The organism is Kitasatospora sp. NBC_00240, assembly GCF_026342405.1.
GTDB lineage: Bacteria > Actinomycetota > Actinomycetes > Streptomycetales > Streptomycetaceae > Kitasatospora.
This window is the reverse complement of the sequence record NZ_JAPEMU010000003.1, coordinates 114277-129128: the sequence shown is the minus strand read 5'-3', so window position 1 is coordinate 129128 and position 14852 is coordinate 114277. Positions and strand designations below refer to the sequence as shown.

Here is a 14852-nt window from a genome sequence, read left to right as displayed (position 1 = left end):
GCACCAGTAGGTCAGGGGCCGGGCCCGGTGGTAGGCCGCTGTCGCACCGATCCGAGGACGCTGCGGGCCACCATCAGCTGACGCATGGAGTCGGCCGGACCCTGCCCTTGTCCAAGCCAGCGGCGAAGAACGGCCCTTGCCCGCAGCCCGAGACCGCTCTCCGGAAGGAGGTAGGCAACTCGCTCGGGGTGCTCCACGGCGATCAGGGGCTGCCCGCCGTCCGCGAACGCGAGGTGGGTGACGCACACCGCGTGACGAGGGTTGCGGGTCGGCACGATCGTGACGCTCAGCTGCCCGGCGTGGGCCATTACGGTCAGGCTGCCGAACTGGTCGGCGACCACTGCTGGGTTGCCGTAGGACTGGTGGAGGGCGGACTCGTCCAGCGCCACCTGCCCCCGGTGCTTGACCCGGCTCCCGCACGGCGGGGCAAGGCGGCTACCGGCTTCGGTGGCCCCGATAAGGCCCGCGTACCGGGCGGTACGCAGCCCGCACGGCACCAGCGTGCCTGCCGAGCGCACCCGTACGGCGTGCCCGGCCAGTGCCTGCAACCGGTCCTGTCGCCCCTCACCGGTGTCGACGGCCACCGCCCGCGTCCTTGATGCTCGTTTGTGACCGTGGTCGGCCATCGCGAGGAACGCGCGCCGGTCTGGGTGCCCGGCGGGCAGGCCCGCCCGGTCCGCAAGGTCCTCGATGTGCTGCGGCGCCACCGGGGCGTCCGCGAGGCCGTGCAACCACAGCTCTGCGACGCGGGCCGCCGCGCCCACCTGGGTACGAGTCACCGTTCCTCCCCGCGGCGGGCGAGTTCGACGCGCAGGTGCTCCTCGGACATGCGGGTGCAGCCGGTGAGGGTGCGCAGCAGGTGGGTGGCAGCCACCCAGCGCAGCTCCGCCGAATCGAGGGCGAACTGCCCACGCACTGGCGCTTGCGGTCCGCCCTCCCCGGTGTCGAAGCGCAGGCCCGCCAAGCCGTACACGGGGGCGTTGGCCACCCGTAGGAGCAGCGCGCCGTCCAGTGCACGGCACAGGCGCGGAGAAGAGAGGGCGTGCGGGGCGCAGATCGGCGGGTGCTCGACGACCGCGCCCTCCGGCCAGCAGGGGTCCAGGGTGCGCCGCCGCCCGCCCGGTGTTGTGGGGTGAGGGAGCAGCCACAGCACACCGTCCTCGGTCCGATCGGCCGGCGCCCCGCACACGCGGCACAGCAAGCCGCCCATCGCTCGGGTTTGACGGCCCGGGTGGCTGGCGTTCCAAAGCGGCTGGCCCTGGCCCGGTTTGCCGGTGAAGCGCAGCACCAGCACGCCGTTCACACGGTCGGCCTGTGTCTCCTCCCGGTAGGCCAGCCGGGCGCCGTCCGGGCCGGTGTCGACGATCAGGCTCGGGTCGAGCAGTTCGCCGCTCCAGCGGGTGACCGTCGGCACCTGGGGGCCCGCTACGCGGGCGGCAGCCGTCGGCTTCGCATCGTTCGTGCCGGGGACGGCCGTGCTGGTGGCGGTCATGCGGGCCGCCTGTTGGTGAGGACCGCGGTGGTGAAGCCGGCGCACCGAACGGGACCGACCTGTGGCAGGGGCTGCCAGCCACCGGTCACGGCTGCGACCTGCTCGTCGTTGCGCGGGTGCCACGCCAGACCCGCCTCGGTGTGTGCGTCGGCGAGCGCCACTGCGCTCCCGCCCGTGCCCGGGGCCCGGTGGGTGAGCAGCAGGACGCTGCCGGGCGGCAGGCCCTCGAGCAGCGTCGCCAGCAGTCGACGGGCTTGGGTGTCCGTCAGCTCGTGGAGGACGTCGGACAGGACCGCCGCCACCGGGCTGCTCCATTCCAGGTTCGTCTCCTCGCGCAGCGCCGCCAGGAGTGCGGCGGGGTCGGCGAGATCGACCTGCAGGTGCCCGACGGATGCGGGCGCGGGGATCCGAAGAAGGGCTCGGGCGTGGGCCAGCACCATCGGGTCCTGGTCCGCGTACAGGATGCGTGCGGCAGGGCGGGCCGCAAGGACAGCAGTGTGCAGCGGCGCGAGGGCGCTGTCGGACGTTCCGGTGGCCAGGCCACAGCCCAGGTCCACGAACTGGCCGACGCCCAGGCCGGCAACCGCGGCCGCCATGCCGAGTACGGCCCGTCTGGCGGACTCGGCGGTCCCTGCCCAGTCGGGGTCGGCCTCGAGCAGGCGGTGGGCGACGTCCCGGTCGATGCCGACGTGGTCCTTTCCGCCAAGGACCACGCTCGTGACCCGGGCCGAGGCGGCGACGTCCGTGCGCAGCTGCGCGGCGGCGGCCTGGGGCAGCCACGGCCAGTCCCATGGGCTGTTCCACGGCTCGGCCGGGGCGACGGTTTCCCGCAGCGGTTCCTCGATCTGTACGATGCCGGCCGATCGCGGCGCCGGGGCATGGCCGGCCGGCCGGCGTACGGCCTCGGGGCGGGTCTTGCCGGGTCGGGTCATGCGGCACTCTCCGAACGGCGCGCGCCCATACCCGCGGGCGGCTGGACGTGCCCGTCGGGCAGTACCGCACCGGTGTCGTCGAAGAGCAGGACGCCGTTAACACACCAGCCCTGACCAGGGTGGCTGGCGATGATCGCGGCGGCACCGGCGTCGGGCTCCTCGGATGCGGGGCATTTTGGTCTGTGGGTGCAGGTCACGGCGCTCTCCGGATCGGGTGTGCACGGGCTGGGTGCGCTGGCGGGCGCGGCGACCAGGATCGGGGCGAGGTGCGGGATCCTCGGGTCGTCGGCGGGGCACATAACGACGAGGGCGTAGCCGTTCCAATGACAGGCGCGAGCGACCCACTCCGGGCCGCGGCTTTCGACGGCCTCCACTTCCTGCCCGGCTACGGTGAGGGAGCCGAACAGGGCGAGGCCTTCTGGGACGGCGCCCGCTGCGAGCAGGGCGAGCGGCGGGTGACCGGGGCCGTGGACGGCCGTCCAGGATCCGTCCTCGTACCGGGTGACCGCGACCGGCCGGCCGTCGCGGTCCTCCTGCGCGGCGGTGGCAGCCAGCCGGCGGCCGACCAGAACGGCGATGGGCCAGGCGGGGCCCGCTGCCGCGGGCGGGGCGCTGAAGAGGTCGGTTGTTGGCACGGGTGCTCCGGTTAGGCGGTCGGGTGGCATCGGGGCGGATCGGGCGCGAGGTCGCCCACTGCGTTGGGTACGGCAGAAGTAGGACGGTGTGGCCGCAGCCAGGTACCGGGCGGGCTCGTCGTCATGAGACGGTTCAGGAGATGCGGGTCCGGACCGCATCGACGTGGTCCTCCGCAGCCGGCGGCAGGCGCAGGGCGCCGGCCAGTCGTTGCGACCAGTCCAGGTGGCGTCCCGGGTGGAGGAGTTGCTCGGCCAGGCGGTGTACCTGTATGTCGCCGGTCCCGGCCGGGGGGGTTGATGCACCAGCTGTCCCGCATCAGCCGGGCCATCTCGCCAGCGGCGTCGAGTCCGGCGGCCGCATGGATCTCCATGGCCTGGCGCACGGAGTCCAGTAGCAACTCGATGCCCTGGTGTTTGGCTGCCATCAGCTCGCCGTCGCAGGGCTGCCCGCGGTCGAGCATGGCGGCAGCCCCGTAGGCGAGGGCGCGGGCGGCGGCGAGCCTCGACGCCATCTGGCCGATCTTGTGCTGGACCACCGCGAGGTCACCGAGGTGTCCGCCGTAGCGGGTGCGGTTGGTAGCTTCGGTGACGGCGCGTTCGACGACGGCGCGGTGCAGGCCGAGGGCCACCGCCGTCAGGTTCGGGCGCCCGTAGAGCACGCTGGAGGAGTAGGCGACCGCCAGGCCGCCACCCACGTCGCTCACGACGGCCGATGCCGGAACCTTCACCCGGTCGAGGCGGACGGTGCCGAAGCTGAACCCGTGCAGCCCGAGAACCGACGGATGCGGCAGCACGGACACACCGGGCCGATCCGACTCCACGAGGAAGGCGGTGAGGTCCTTCGGGCCCTTGCCGGTGCGGACGACGACACCGTGCAAGTGTCCGACGTGCGAGTTGCCGACGAACACCTTCTCCCCGTCCAGCACCCAGGAGCTCCCGGTGCGCCGGGCCGTGGACTGCATCCCGAGGACATGACCGCCGGATACTCTCTCGGTCACCGCGATCGTGGGCAGCACGTCCCCTGCGGCTATCGCCGGCAGCCAGGTCCGCTGCTGCTCCGGGCTCCCGAAGTGAATGATCTTCGCGGCGCCGAGCTGGGACGCCTGCACGATCGCGCCCGCTGCGCCGCTGACGCGGGAGAGTTCCTCGATGATGACCGTCTTGGCCTCGTGCCCGGCGCCCATGCCGCCCCAGGAAGGGGCGATGGTCGCGCCGACCCAGCCCTGGCCGGCGATCAGAGCGGCGAGTTCGGCGTCCACGGCCTGGCCGTGCTCCATCGCCGCGATGCGCGGGGCGACCTCCTGCCGGGCGAACTCCTCCACGGTGCGGCGCAAATCTGCGTGACGGTCGGTGGTCACTCTGTGCTCCTTTCGCTTCGGCCGGTCGTGCGGTCAGCGTCTGTGGACTGGGGCTGCGTGGACGTGCGGGCCGCTCTTCCGGCGCTCTTGCATGGTCGGCGGGCGCTACCAGGTGTGGTGGCCGGCCTGGCGGATGCGGGCCATCGCCTGGTCGCGGAAGTCCTTGATGAGGGCCAGCCCGGGACGGCCCCACGGGCGCGGCTGGGTGTCGACGACGCACACCGTTCCCAGGACGGTGCCCGACTCCTCGTCAACCAGCGGGGCTCCCATGTAGGTGCGGATGCCGAGCAGGTCGGCGACCGGGTTGGAGTCGAATCGCGGGGAGGCGCACACGTCGTCCAGGATCAGGGGGTGGAGCCGGTTGAGGGTGTGCGGGCAGTACCCGTGGTCGCGGGACATGACCCGCCCGACGCTGCTCGCCGGAGTGGCCGCCTGGGGTCCGACGCCGCCTGCGGCCGGGGCGGGTTCGTACAGTCCGGCGAAGAACTGGTGGCCGGTGATGAGATTGACCATGGCGTAGGGGGCGGTGGTGATGCCGACGAGGTCGGCTGCCGTGCGGGCGAGCTCCCGGGCAAGGCGGTCGAGGTCCGGACGGGGCTGGTCATCTCCGAGGCCGAGGGCCTTCAGTCGTGCGCGGCGGCGGTCAAGGTCGGGATCGTCGGGGGTGAGCGGTTGGTGGCCGGCGGCGAAGTCGAATGTCGTCAAGGCGAGTTCCCTATGCGGGTGAGGCGGACGGCAGGGGGTGGTGCGGGACGGCGAGCCGCTGGGCGTGGCCGACCAAGGAGGTGAGGACCGAGCGGGCCGACTCCACGGACCGGGCGTCGCAGGTCAAAACCGGGGTGTCCGCCCGAAGGCCAAGGGCCTCGCGGACTTCCTGCGGCGTGTAGCGGTGGGCGCCGTCGAACTGGTTGACGGCGATGACGAAGGGGGTGGCCCGCCGCTCGAAGAACTCGACAGCGGAGAAGGCGTCCTGGAGGCGGCGGGTGTCGACGAGGACGATCGCGCCCACGGCGCCGTTGGCGAGGTCGTCCCACATGAACCAGAACCGCTCCTGGCCCGGTGTCCCGAACAGCAGCAGCACCAGGCCGTGGGCAGGGAAGGTGATCCGGCCGAAGTCCATGGTGACGGTGGTCGTCGTCTTGCGGTCGATGCCGTCGAGGCGGTCCAGGCTGGCGCTGGCGGTCGTCAGGGTCTCCTCGGTGGTGAGCGGTTCGATCTCGCTGACGGCGCCGACCATGGTGGTCTTGCCGACCCCGAAGCCGCCGGCGACGACGATCTTCAACGGGGTCAACGCGTCGTCAGAGCGCTCGTAGGCCGGCAAGGAGTGCCTCCAGGAGGATGGGGTCGGCCGGGTTGACGGTGACAGTCGGCATCGCCGGCACCATGGCGCCCGCGGACAGCAGGTCGGACAGCAGGACCTTCACGACCTGCACCGGAAGACGCATCCGCGCAGCCAACTCCGCCACTGACACCGGCCCGTGCAGGCACAGCGTGAACGCGTGCTCGTGTTCGCTCTCCAGCGTCATGCCGTGTCCGGCCCGGCTGGCCTTGACCAGTGAGGCGAGGTCGAGGTCGTGGGTGGAGTGGGTACGGCCGCCGGTGACGACGTAGGGCCGAGGGCCACTCACGGCCTCGACCATCCAGGGCGCCGGGTCGGCGGGGCGCATCGTCACCTCACCCGGGGGTGCCGGCGGAGGCGCGAGGGCTCCGGGCCGGCGTGGTGAGGAACGGCTCGATGCTCCTGACCAGCAGCGTCATGGCGTTGCCGATCTGACCCGGATCGGCCGCGGCGTCGGCGACCACCCCGAGCACGGTGCCGGCCCCGGCCGCGACCACGAACAGGTAGCAGCCCTGGAACTGGACGATCACCTGGGCGACCGGGCCCGATGCGGGGCCCGCCAGCTGGCCCACACCCCTGCTGACGGAGACGAGACCGGTGACGACGACGGCGATCCGGTCGCTGTCATCGTCGCTCAGGCCGTGGGTGTGCTTGCGCACGCCGTCGGTGGACGCCACCACGGCCGACCTGGCGTTCGGGGTCTCGGCGATGAACTGGGCCAGCAGCCAGTCGAGGTCAGTGGACCGGCGGGGGAAGGCGTCACTCATCGAAACTCCTGGGGAGAGAGGTGTGGGCTTGGAGGGGATCGGGCGTGGCACGGCGGACACCGTCTGCGAAGCGGGCCATCAAACCGGTGTCCGGCACCACCACGGCGTCTTCCGCGCTCGCGGGCTGCCGGTACAGCTGGGGAGCGAGGTGGGTGCCGACCCGCCGTGGCAGGGCGGGTCTGGCGCCGTCGGCAACGGGCGGCGCGCCCGCCGGGAGGGCCTGCGGCACACCGGCGGGCCACGGCCTGGCGGCTGGGGCGGGTGCCGCGTCGATGGGGTGGCCGGGCGGGCGGTGCCCCGCTGCGATTCCGGCGCCGGCCGGGGCGCGGTAGGTCACCGGGGCCGTGAGGACGGCGGGCTGTGGCGTCAATTGAGGCGTGACGGCGGCGGTCCCCGGACCGATCTGCAGCAGGGCGTACGGCAGCAGGACCAGAGCCTGCGTTCCGCCGTAGAAGTTGGGCTGCAGCCGGACCAGGACATCGTGCCGACGGGCGAGCCGGGCGACGACGAGCAGACCGATGCGACCGTCGCGCAACTGCTCACCCAGGGGCGCGTCGTCGGGGGCCGCCAGAACGCGCTCCACCTGGGCGAGCCGCTCCGGCGGGATCCCCAGGCCGTGGTCGTCGACCTCCACCACCAGGCCGGCGCTCGCTTCCCTGACCCGCACGGTGACCTGCTGGTCGGGCGGCGAGAACCTGGTGGCGTTCTCGAACAGCTCGGCCAGCAGGTGGACGACGTCCGCGACGGCGTGGCCGTGCACCGTGCACTCGACCGGGGCCACGATCCGCACGCGCCTGTAGTGCTCGATCTCGGCCACCGCCTGGCGGAGAACCGTGGACAGCAGCACCGGGCCGTGGGCGCGTCGCGGGACCGCGCCGCAGAGCACCGCGAGGCTCTCCACATGGCGCCTGGAGCGCGTGACGAGGTGATCCACCCGAAACAGTGACGCCAGCAGCTCGGGGTCCTCCACCTCCAGCTCCAGCGCGTCCAGCTCGTCGAGCTCCCTGGAGACCAGGGCCTGGATCCGCCGGGCCAGGTTGAGCAGCACACTGACCAGGTGATCGCCCTCGGCCCGTACCGCCGCGGCCCGCGCGTCCTGCAGCTGCCGGGTCAGATGAGCGATCTTCTGCTCCGCCTCCTCCCGGGAGTTGCTGGTCGCGTCCGCTTGGAGGGCCAGCGTGCGGGCCGCGCGCCCGGCTGCCGCCAGGACGACCACGGCCCCCAGGGCAAACCCTGCGGGAGCCGCCGCGTCCAGGACCGGAGAGCTGGTCAGCAAGGGGACGGCGCAGGCCGTCGCGCCGAGCACCGTCATCGTGGCCGCGGGCACCAGGGCCAGGCGGGTCAGCCGCGACCTCATGCCGGTGGCGGGAGTGCCGGAGGGTGGGGCCTTGCGGTGGCGGCTGCCGTTCGGGCCGCCCGGCCGGTCGTAGGAGGTCATCGCGCCGTGCTCGCAGCTTCGAGGCGGCTCGTACCCAGGTCGGTGCCGGTCGGGTCGTACAGCGCTGCGCCCGAGGCGAGGGAGATCAGGACGCTGAGGTCCACCAGGTGAGACTCCGGAACTCCGCCGCTGGCGGCGGCCCGGGCCAGCGCGGGCAGCATCCGGGTTTTCTCGTCGGTGCGGGCGTGGTAGGCGATCACCAGCGCGGCGTCGCATCCATCGCGCCCCACCCTGGCAAGGGTCGGCCACCCGTGCTCGCCGACCAGCGCGAGCAGCTCGATGACAGCGTGACGGGCGTCCACGACCACCGCCTCGCCAGCCGCGTAGTGGCCGGACCGGGTGAGCGCATGGTCCTTGCGCTCCACGGCCTTCGCGAGGCGGACCAGGGTCTCGCGGAGCACGGTGTCGAGGGTGACCTCGTGCCAAGGGTCCGCCACCGGCACCGCGGCGTGGACGGCGGTCGCCCGTACCCGGACCGGACCGGAAGCGGCATCCGCGCTGTGCCGGTGGCGGCCGCCGGGCGAGCCCGGCGGGTAGCTCGGCAGCCGGCCGCCGAGACGCGACAGCAGGCCACGACGCGTACGGCCCCTCTGGACCCAGGTGTTGCTCATCGTCCCCCCAGGGATCGTGGTGGAAGAACTCGCCGTGGCCGACGAGACGGGTGTGATTGGGTAGCTCGGGCAGGTGCTTCGGGGAGCCTGCGTGCCGGGTAAGGATCTTCGTTCTTGACGCTCAGTCAACGGGCGATGACAGACGTGGCACCATCGTTGATGCGGTTCGGGCATCACGTGATGCCCCGGCCGCATCGCGCGAGGTGGTTCGCCCTCGGCGGTCCATACAGTTCCGGGGAGGACGAAGGTGGCGTGGAGGCCGACGACGGCAGCCCTGGCCGCAGCACGGGCCGGGAACTACGGGATGGTGATCCGGGAGGCACGGGAGCAGCAGCGCCTGTCGCAGCGGACGCTCGCCGAACTGTGCGGCACCAACCAGTCCACACTCTCGCGTCAGCTGGAGAACCGGGGCGACAGGTCCTACCCGATGGACCTTCTGCGCCGGGTCGCCACGCAGCTGGAGATTCCGCTGCGCCTGGTCGGCCTCGCGGAGAGCTACGCAGGACAGGAGGGACCGACGGTGCAGCGCAGGACCTTCCTCACGGGAGCGGCGGCCCTTGCCACCGCACCGCTCTTCCAGCCAGGCGAGAGTGGCACCCAGGCCGCGGCACTGCGGGTGACCACCAGCGCCTTCCGGCGCCTGGACGCCAGTACGCCCGCACGAGACCTCGTGGAGTCGGCGCGGACCCATCTGCGTCTGATCCACGCGGTGTCGGCCGGCGCCGTACCGGACCAGCGGCGCGCGCTTGCGGGGGTCGCCAGCGAGACGGCGAGCTTCACCGGATGGCTCGCCTGGGACATGGGCGACCACGGGTCGGCCCGCGCCAACTACGGCCGCTCGATCGAAGCGGCCCGCGCCAGCGGAAACGACCTGCTGACGGCCTACCAGGTCGGCAGCCTCGCCCAGTTCGAGGCCCACTCCGGCAACGCGCCCGGATGCCTGACACTGGCGGCCAAGGCCCGCCGGCTCCTCGGCCACCAAGCACCACCCGTCGCCGACGCCTGGCTCTACGGCACCGAAGCCTTGGGGCACGCGATCGACGGCGACGCCGACACGTGCGACGAGGCACTGCGCCACAGCGCCCGAATCGCGAGCACCCTCACCGATGACCAACCGCCGCCCTGGCCATGGGTGTTCGCCTTCGATGAAGCCAAGGTCGACGCGATCCGCGCGGCCTGCGGCGCCCGGCTCGAGCGGCCGTCGTGGACCCTCGCCAACAGCTCCGCCATCCTGGCCGGCGCCCACGTCAAGCAACGCGCCCTTGCCCTGCTCGACCTCGCCCAGGCCCATCTGAGCGTGGGACGACTCGACAGCGGGTTCGCCCTTGCCACCCAGGCGGTCGACACCGGCCTGGCCTACCAGTCGGGGCGCATCGTCGAACGCGCCCGCACCGTACGCCGCACGGTCCCCACCAGCACTCCGGCCGTTGTGCGGGCCTTCGACGACCGGCTCCACGACGTCTACCTGTAGAGGAACCCGAACATCATGCGAATCGGCATCACCGGTCACCGCGGCCTGGACGAACCCCTGCGACAGCGGATCACCGAACTCCTCGACCAGGCCATCGCCGCCCACGGCGGTGGAGAGCTCGTTCTCGTCACCTGCCTCGCCGACGGCCCCGACTCGTGGGCGGCTGACCTTGTCCTGGCCCACCACGGCCGCCTCGCGGTCGTCATCCCTGCCCGCAGCTACCGCACCGACTTGCCCCAGTGGCATCACGCCGACTATGACCGCCTCCTGGCTCAGGCATTCGAGGTCGAGGAGACCGGCCTGCCCGAGTCCACTGACCAGGCTCACATGGCGGCCAGCGAGATCCTCGTGGCGCAGTCCGACGTTCTCCTGGCGGTCTGGGACGGCGAGCCGGCACGCGGGTACGGCGGCACCGCCGACGTAGTCGCCTACGCCACAAGCATCGGAGTGCCGGTCAAGGTCATCTGGCCGGAGGGAGCGACCCGGCCGGCCGCCAGCTGAACCGCAGCTTCCACGGTTCGTCCGATCAAGGCCGGGCCGGGCGGCATACTGGGGGGCCCGACCCCAGATCCAAATCTCGACCTCGGCATGCAGGACGAAAACGTGTACCGCCGACCGCAGTTGTCGCGCATCGTGAGCTGACACGGGCGCCACGATCACCCCGCCCCATCTGCCCACGGGCGCACGGCCCGGAAAGGGGAGGAGTGGACTCGGGCCGCGAAGATCCTCGACCCACCAGTGGAACCCGGGAACGACAGCCGACGGACGACGGCGACGGCTGAGCAGTGGTTGCCTGAACGTGCGCATGTGGTCGACTCCGTTCTCTGCGGTGTCAGTGGAGCTCTGGGTCTCAGTCCGGCCGCGGTGCTGAGCGCCGTCGGAGCCGGATCTCAACCGTGACCTCGAGCCGCTGGCACCACCAGGCCGCCGCTACGCCACTTCTCCGCCACATGTAGCCCTCGGCGGCACGAGCCCCCTCACCGCCGCTGATGCATTCATGGCGATTTGCCCGGCCCTCAGGACCCGCCGCGAGCCCGTCGCGGAGCGCAAGTGGCCATGAAGTGGCGTAGCGGCGGCCTGGATACGCCGCCTGGGGTCCACCAACCTGGGAGAGGCTCCGAGGTCTGCCACCGAGCGGCCAGCCAACCGCCTAAGGAGGCGAAGGTGACCGACGCAGCAAGCAGCGTTCACGACCAGTTCCGACTCGGGCGCCGGTTGGCGCACCGCAGGGTTGCGGGTTCGGACCTCGGCGATGAGCTTCCCGCCGGCGCGCGGCGCGCGGCCCGCAGCTTCCTGGCCTGCGCCAGGCCGGAGATTCTCGACAACGCCTTGGTGGTCACCGTTGAACTCGTCACCAACGCCGCCACCCACGGCTGTGGGCTGGTCGACCTCGTGATGGACCTGTACGACCACGGATTCACCGTCGAGGTGCGCGATCGCGGCGACAGCGTCGAGAGCCTGCTGCGCTGCGCCAAGCGGGCCGTGACCCGCAACAACGACATGGAGGGGTGGAGCGTGGACGCAGTACTGGCCGCCATCGGCGAGGGCGGCAGGGGACTGCTGTTGGTCGAGGAGATGTCGACGTCATGGGACGTGCGGCGGTGCCCGGGCGGCAAGGCCGTCCGGGCGACCATCGCCTACCCCCAGGCCGTAGCCTCGTGACCATCCTCGATCTGGACCGGCGCCGCTTGGCCCCCGGCCTGACCACCCGACCGCTCGTGGTCGGCAGCCGCCGCATCGGCTCCGAACCCGCCGTCAGCGACGCCGAGTGGACCGCCGCCCTTCACACGGCGGTCGAACGAGGCGCAGATCTGTTCGACACGGCCGACACCTACGGTGATGGCCGCGCCGAGCGCCTCATCGGGCAGGTTCTGCGCCGATACCCCGCGGCCGACCTGAAGGTCAGCAGCAAGGTCGGCCACCGAGGCTCCGCTCCGCACCCCTACGCGGGCCCTCACCTGCGCCACCAGCTCGAACAGAGCATCGAGAACCTCGGCGTGGAGCGCATGGACCTCTACGTCCTGCCCAGCTTCGACTTCGGAGACAACGACCGCTATCTCGGCCCCGCGATCGACCAGATGCACACCCTGCGCGAACTGGGCATGATCGGCGCCATCGGGCTGCGCGGACCCCACCCCTGCCCCGGCAAGCCGGCCTCGGAAGCCCTGGCCGGACGCTTCCTCCAGCTGCTGCGCCTGGTGAACCCCGACGTCGTCCTGGCTCGCTTCAACGCGCTGACCCCCGCCGTGACGCTCGACGGCGAAGACCTCTTCTCGTTCACCGCACAACACGGTATCGGTCTGCTCCTTTTCGCACCGTTCGCCGGTGGCGTCCTCGCCGGCCGGGATCGCGTGGGAGTCGAGGTGGGGATGGACCCGGCGGCGCGGGCCGTGGTCGCGGCCGGCCTGGCGCGGTTGCGATCGAGGCTGGGTGACGACCCGGCGCTGGTCGCCCGCGCTGCCCTGCAGTACTGCCTCGCGCAGGCACCGCACTCAGCGGTGGTCGCCGGCTTCAGCAGCGAGCGCCAGCTCGCGGAGAACTTCGACAACCTGACGGCCGCGCCGTCGTGTGCCGACGATCTTGAGTTCGCCGGGGCGGTCTTCCGAGGCCTGCGCGAGGAGCTAACTTCAGCCTCGGCGCCCAGAGCTCTCAAGGTCTTGGCCTGATCAGTCGGCCTCACCGTGCCCCAGCGCCGCGCCAAGTGCTGGGGCACCGGCATGCTCACGCGTCAGAGAGCAGTCACAAGGGGGATCGTACGGATGGTGTCCCACCGGTAGCGCCTGCCTTCGCGGCGCAGTTCGACGAGGTCGATAGTTGAGACCGTCAGGGGCAGGGGCGGCAGCTGGCGCAGGTGCGAGGCGGCCTCGATCACCGGTTGGGCGTCGCGCTCGGCGTGGTTGTAGGCGATGCCGAGGTGGGGACGGAAGCTGGCGGTGTCGGCCCCACCCGGGACGCCGTGGTGTCGGCCTGCCCGGGTGAGTGCTGCGTGGAGGCGGACGAGGGGCGTCCACGGGGAGAGGGAGTATCGGATCGCGCCGCGGGATCCCGCGATGGGATGGGCGTGCAGGGTGAAGGTGCGCACGCCCAGTCCCTCGACGGTGGCGGCCAGGTCCCGCAGCACGGGCCGGTCCACCAGGCGGCGGTCCCCGATGCGGAGCATGGTGACGTGCAGGCCGGCGGCGGGGATGAGGTCGAGGCCGAGCGGCTCCAGGGGGCGCTGGCAGCGGCGGGTGAGATCGAGCAGGTCGCCATGGCCGTCGAAGGTGAGCATCCAGTAGTAGACCCGCCGGTGCGGGTCCTCCCAGCCCGGGCGGTCCCAGTGGTCCTTCATACGGGTGAGGGCCGCGAACGCCTGCCAGTCGGTGCGGGTGATGGCGTGGGCGTTGTCGGCGGGCGGGGGGTCGGCGGGGAAGGATCGGGCGTTGGCGGTGAGCAGGTCCACATGTCCTCTTGGTGACGGCGTCGGGCATCAGAGGGCGCCGCCGGTGATCTGGCCGGCCAGGGGACGGGAGCGCCACTGGTGAAGTTCCTCCGCATAGTCCCCTACGGCCTTGTCGCCCCGCCAGGGTTCAGCCTGCTGGTACAGCTCCCGGGCGCGCTTCCAGACGGAGGTGATCGGCGTGGAGGAGCCGGCCTTCAAGGCCCGCGTTCCGAGGTGCATCGCTTGCTCGACGTCGGGTGAATCGTCGACGAGGTGGGCGGTGGCCACGTCCAGGCCGACGAGGGCGCGGCTCCAGTCCGACTGGGACTGACCCACGAGAGGGGAGATCTGGCGGGCGTAGCCGAACACCGCGGCCGGCCGGCCGAGGGAGAGGTGGGCTGTGATGGCGTTCGCGAGGGTCCGCGCGAGGGAGTACGGCTCGAAGCTGATGCAGGAGGTGAGGCCGTCGGGAACGGTGCACCGGTCCGACAGCTCGAGGGCTCGGCCTATGGCCGCCTCGGCTTCCGCGGCGCGGCCCATCCTGGCAAGGGCCCGGGATCGTCCGTTCACCAGCAATCGGATCGCCTGGCCGTTGTCCGGGGCCAGGGCGACGCCCGCGCTGGCCGCGTCGTCCGCCTCGCGGTAACGGCCGTGGTAGTAGAGGGCCAGCGACTGGGTCCCCAGAGCCCACATGCGCAGCTCGGTGTCACCGACGGCGGCGGCCAGGAGCTCGGCTTCGGTGCTGTAGGCCCGCGAGGCGTCGGGCTGCCCCGCGTTGACGGCCATGTAGCCCAAGAGGCCGGCGGCTTGCCCGGTGAGCCGGAACAGTTCCATCCGCTGGGGGGGTGCGCTCGGGCCCCGGAGGAGGCTGTGCAGCATCTGGCGGAGGATCCGGACCTCGCCTGCCAGGTGCTGGGGGCCGAAGGTCTCGTACCGGGCGACGATGCTGGCGATCGCGGAGCGGCTGGTTTCGAGCACGGTTTCCGGGACGCTGGAGGCGGCCAGGTCGCGGGCCTGGCTGATGACGTCCAGGGGGTCGTCGAACTCCAGGCCGGGCGCCTGGGCGTGCCCGGCATCGGCGAAGTCGAAGCCTGCGGGGGTGGTGTCCTCGACGAGGGCGAACAGTCGTTCGGGCGGCATGCCGAACATGTGGGTGAGGACGAGGGCCGCCGCGTCGCGCGGCGCGGTCTTGAGCCCGACGTTGATCCACCGGTCGTAGCTGCGGCGCGGGACAGTCTCCGAGGCCAGTCGGCGGTTTCCCTCCTGGGCGGCGGCCCGCTTCGCGGCCAGGGCGTAGTGGGTGCTGAACTTCTCGAAGCTGTTCCACCCGGCCTCGGCGGCCAGCTGCCGGATCCGGGGGACCTTCCTGATGGTCATCTGAGTGTTCC

The 14852-nt window shown here is 72.1% G+C and carries 17 protein-coding genes; 4 read left to right on the top strand and 13 right to left on the bottom strand.

Translation table 11 applies throughout. The features are described from left to right. Positions 1–11 precede the first annotated feature (11 nt). The 11 genes from OG689_RS42215 to OG689_RS42165 form a co-directional block, all read right to left on the bottom strand. A complete protein-coding gene (locus OG689_RS42215) occupies positions 12–779 on the bottom strand; it encodes a Scr1 family TA system antitoxin-like transcriptional regulator (protein ID WP_266328622.1) in 768 nt (255 codons plus the stop codon). Then, entirely contained in the window at positions 776–1492 is a 717-nt protein-coding gene (locus tag OG689_RS42210; RefSeq protein WP_266328620.1) for a hypothetical protein, read from the bottom strand. Before OG689_RS42210 ends, OG689_RS42215 begins: the two co-directional genes overlap by 4 nt. Further along, on the bottom strand, positions 1489–2424 hold the full coding sequence (locus OG689_RS42205) for an SAM-dependent methyltransferase (protein WP_266328618.1): 936 nt from the start codon (positions 2422–2424) through the stop codon (positions 1489–1491). Before OG689_RS42205 ends, OG689_RS42210 begins: the two co-directional genes overlap by 4 nt. After that, positions 2421–3059 (bottom strand): DUF5999 family protein, encoded by a 639-nt coding sequence (locus OG689_RS44980; RefSeq protein WP_323189410.1) that lies wholly within the window; start codon positions 3057–3059, stop codon positions 2421–2423. The genes OG689_RS42205 and OG689_RS44980 overlap by 4 nt, the downstream gene beginning before the upstream one ends. 11 nt (positions 3060–3070) lie before the next feature. Next, a complete protein-coding gene (locus tag OG689_RS42195; RefSeq protein WP_323189409.1) occupies positions 3071–4417 on the bottom strand; it encodes an acyl-CoA dehydrogenase family protein in 1347 nt (448 codons plus the stop codon). Positions 4418–4522: 105 nt separating this feature from the next. Further along, positions 4523–5122: a GAF domain-containing protein gene (locus OG689_RS42190; RefSeq protein ID WP_266328616.1), complete on the bottom strand. Its 600-nt coding sequence runs from the start codon at positions 5120–5122 to the stop codon at positions 4523–4525. A gap of 10 nt (positions 5123–5132) precedes the next feature. Further along, positions 5133–5708 carry an ATP/GTP-binding protein gene (locus OG689_RS42185; RefSeq protein WP_323189408.1) on the bottom strand — a complete coding sequence of 192 codons (576 nt, stop codon included), beginning with the start codon at positions 5706–5708 and terminating at the stop codon, positions 5133–5135. Positions 5709–5715: 7 nt separating this feature from the next. Next, positions 5716–6045, bottom strand: a complete 330-nt coding sequence (locus OG689_RS42180; RefSeq protein ID WP_266328612.1) for a DUF742 domain-containing protein — start codon at positions 6043–6045, stop codon at positions 5716–5718. A 46-nt stretch (positions 6046–6091) separates the two neighbouring features. After that, the gene (locus OG689_RS42175; RefSeq protein ID WP_266328610.1) at positions 6092–6523 is read right to left on the bottom strand and encodes a roadblock/LC7 domain-containing protein; all 432 of its coding nucleotides are present in this window, start codon (positions 6521–6523) and stop codon (positions 6092–6094) included. Then, positions 6516–7961, bottom strand: a complete 1446-nt coding sequence (locus OG689_RS42170; RefSeq protein ID WP_266328608.1) for an ATP-binding protein — start codon at positions 7959–7961, stop codon at positions 6516–6518. The genes OG689_RS42175 and OG689_RS42170 overlap by 8 nt, the downstream gene beginning before the upstream one ends. Then, on the bottom strand, positions 7958–8572 hold the full coding sequence (locus OG689_RS42165) for a hypothetical protein (RefSeq protein WP_266328606.1): 615 nt from the start codon (positions 8570–8572) through the stop codon (positions 7958–7960). The genes OG689_RS42170 and OG689_RS42165 overlap by 4 nt, the downstream gene beginning before the upstream one ends. A gap of 247 nt (positions 8573–8819) precedes the next feature. Here OG689_RS42165 and OG689_RS42160 point away from each other — a divergent pair, with 247 nt between their 5' ends. The 4 genes from OG689_RS42160 to OG689_RS42145 all read left to right on the top strand — a co-directional run bounded on the left by OG689_RS42160 (position 8820) and on the right by OG689_RS42145 (position 12709). Beyond that, on the top strand, positions 8820–10043 hold the full coding sequence (locus OG689_RS42160; protein WP_266328604.1) for a helix-turn-helix transcriptional regulator: 1224 nt from the start codon (positions 8820–8822) through the stop codon (positions 10041–10043). Positions 10044–10058: 15 nt separating this feature from the next. Continuing rightward, entirely contained in the window at positions 10059–10544 is a 486-nt protein-coding gene (locus OG689_RS42155) for a hypothetical protein (RefSeq protein WP_266328602.1), read from the top strand. Between the two features lie 663 nt (positions 10545–11207). After that, positions 11208–11705: an ATP-binding protein gene (locus OG689_RS42150; RefSeq protein WP_266328600.1), complete on the top strand. Its 498-nt coding sequence runs from the start codon at positions 11208–11210 to the stop codon at positions 11703–11705. Continuing rightward, positions 11702–12709, top strand: coding sequence for an aldo/keto reductase (locus OG689_RS42145; protein WP_266328598.1), 1008 nt, complete (start codon positions 11702–11704; stop codon positions 12707–12709). Before OG689_RS42150 ends, OG689_RS42145 begins: the two co-directional genes overlap by 4 nt. A gap of 62 nt (positions 12710–12771) precedes the next feature. On the opposite strand, the gene OG689_RS42140 is transcribed toward OG689_RS42145, so the two are convergent. Continuing rightward, on the bottom strand, positions 12772–13485 hold the full coding sequence (locus tag OG689_RS42140) for a 2'-5' RNA ligase family protein (RefSeq protein WP_266328596.1): 714 nt from the start codon (positions 13483–13485) through the stop codon (positions 12772–12774). 27 nt (positions 13486–13512) lie between these two features. Beyond that, a complete protein-coding gene (locus OG689_RS42135) occupies positions 13513–14841 on the bottom strand; it encodes a hypothetical protein (RefSeq protein ID WP_266328594.1) in 1329 nt (442 codons plus the stop codon). Positions 14842–14852 lie beyond the last annotated feature (11 nt).